Source organism: Haloferax sp. s1, assembly GCF_058382125.1.
Map to the genome: position 1 here is coordinate 1 of NZ_JBZRPK010000230.1, position 2,154 is coordinate 2,154.

Genomic DNA, 2,154 nt, shown 5'->3' on the forward strand with positions numbered 1-2,154 from the left:
GGATTACACCGGCCAGTCACCGACAGGTCGGGAAGACACCATCGTCCGCGTCGTTCCGCACCGACTGTGGCGACCCGGGGACGAACGAATCGAACCCTGTGCGTACAGCGGTGAAGACATTCGTCTCTCAGAGAAACACTTGCTCGTCGTCCTCGAACGCGACGGCGTTCGCGAGCGGATGTATTTCCGCGACGAGCGGTCGCTCGCTGCATGGTTAGAAGAAAACGAACGGTGAGGCTGCAGGTGGCTACTCGGTGTCGACCTGTTGCTGAATCGATTCGACGATTTCGGGGTTCCGAAGCGTCGTTGTATCACCGAGTTCTTCTCCGTTCGCAATCTCTTCGAGGAGTCGACGCATAATCTTCCCAGACCGCGTCTTCGGCAGTTCGGGCGTGAACACGACCTGTTCGGGGCGGGCGATTGGGCCAATTGCGTCTTCGACGCCCGTGATGATGCGTTCGCGCATCTCGTCGTCTTCCGTCTGTGACTCTTCTGTGATGACGTAGGCGTAGACGGCCTCGCCTTTTACCTCGTGGTCGCCGCCGACGACCGCCGCTTCGGCGACGCCTTCGACACCGACGATGGCGGACTCGATTTCCATCGTCCCGAGACGGTGTCCGGAGACGTTGATTACGTCGTCGACGCGGCCAAGGATGGTGATGTACTCGTCCTGGTCGATTTTCGCTCCGTCCTCTGGGAAGTACACCCAGTCGGCTGGGTCGTTGCTGTCGGTATCAGAGTACTCCCGCCAGTACTCCTGGACGAATCGCTCGTCGTTCTTGTAGAGCGTCCGGAGCATGCCCGGCCACGGCTTGTCGACCGTGAGGTAGCCCGCTCGGCCAGCATCGACCTGCTCCCCACTCGTATCGACGACTTTCGCGTCGATACCCGGCAGCGGCGGCCCGGCTGACCCCGGTTTCATCTTCTTGATTCCCGGGAGGGTCGTAATCATCATCCCGCCCGTCTCAGTCTGCCACCACGTGTCGACGACAGGGCACTCCTCGTTGCCGATGTGCTTGTAGTACCACTTCCACGCACGCGGGTTGATGGGTTCACCCACTGTCCCCAAGAGGCGAAGACTCGACAGGTCGTGTTGTTCTGGGAACCTACTTCCCCACTTCATGAAGGCACGAATCGCCGTCGGCGCGGTGTAGAAAATGTCGACCGAGTCCTTTTCGACGATGTCCCACAGACGGTCGCGGTTGGGGAAGTCCGGGGTACCCTCGTACATGACAGTCGTCGTTCCGAGGGCCAGCGGTCCATAGACGATGTAGGAGTGGCCGGTAATCCAGCCGATGTCCGCAGAGCACCAGTAGGTGTCTTCCTTTTTAATGTCTAAGACGGCGTGTGAGGTCCACGCCGCATAGGCGAGATAGCCGCCGGTGGTGTGTTTGACGCCTTTGGGCTGACCGGTCGTGCCCGAGGTGTACATCAAGAAGAGCATGTCTTCGGCGTCGCGCTCGACGGGGTCGATACGCTCGCCAGCGTGTTCGCTCATCAGGTCGTCCCAGTCGTGCTGGTTTGCCTTCAGGTCGTGTCCGAACCCATCGTCTCCCAGTCGGTCGACAACCACTGTTGCATCGACGCCGTGGTCGACGCCATCGAGACCCTCGTTCGCCTTGTCGAGGTGGTCGAGTGCGTCGCCGCGGCGGTAGTAGCCGTCACAAGTGACGAGATACCGGGAGTCAGCGGAGTTCATCCGCGTCGCGAGCGCCTCGGCAGAGAACCCACCGAATACCACCGAGTGCGGTGCGCCGATACGAGCACACGCGAGCATCGCAATCGGTAGCTCGGGAACCATCGGCATATAGAGAGTCACCACGTCGTCTTCCTCGACGCCGAGGTCCCGGAGTGCGGCCGCGAACTCGTTTACCTCGCGATAGAGGTCCTGATACGTGTAGGTCCGCGTGTCGCCGTGTTCCCCCTCCCACTTAATTGCAACCCGGTTTTTCTCGCCATTTTCGACGTGTCGGTCGACACAGTTGTACGAGACGTTCAGCTTTCCACCGGTAAACCACTTGTAGAACGGTGGATTCGAGTCATCAAGTACCTCGTCGTAGTCGTCATCCCAATCCAGCATCTCGGCGGCCCGTTCCCAACACTCGGGCCAGTTCTCCTCGAACTCCTCGTAAATCGAGGGGTCCGACACGTTCG

Annotated in this window: 2 protein-coding genes; one reads left to right on the top strand and one right to left on the bottom strand. The window is 60.2% G+C overall.

The annotated features are described in order from the left end of the window. On the top strand, positions 1-235 hold a 235-nt coding region (locus tag QT222_RS02050), incomplete at its 5' end, for a hypothetical protein (protein ID WP_491476148.1). 12 nt (positions 236-247) lie between these two features. Here the strand turns inward: QT222_RS02050 and acs are convergent. After that, positions 248-2,154, bottom strand: a 1,907-nt coding sequence (gene acs / locus QT222_RS02055; RefSeq protein WP_491476149.1) for an acetate--CoA ligase, incomplete at its 5' end; no start/stop codon positions are given.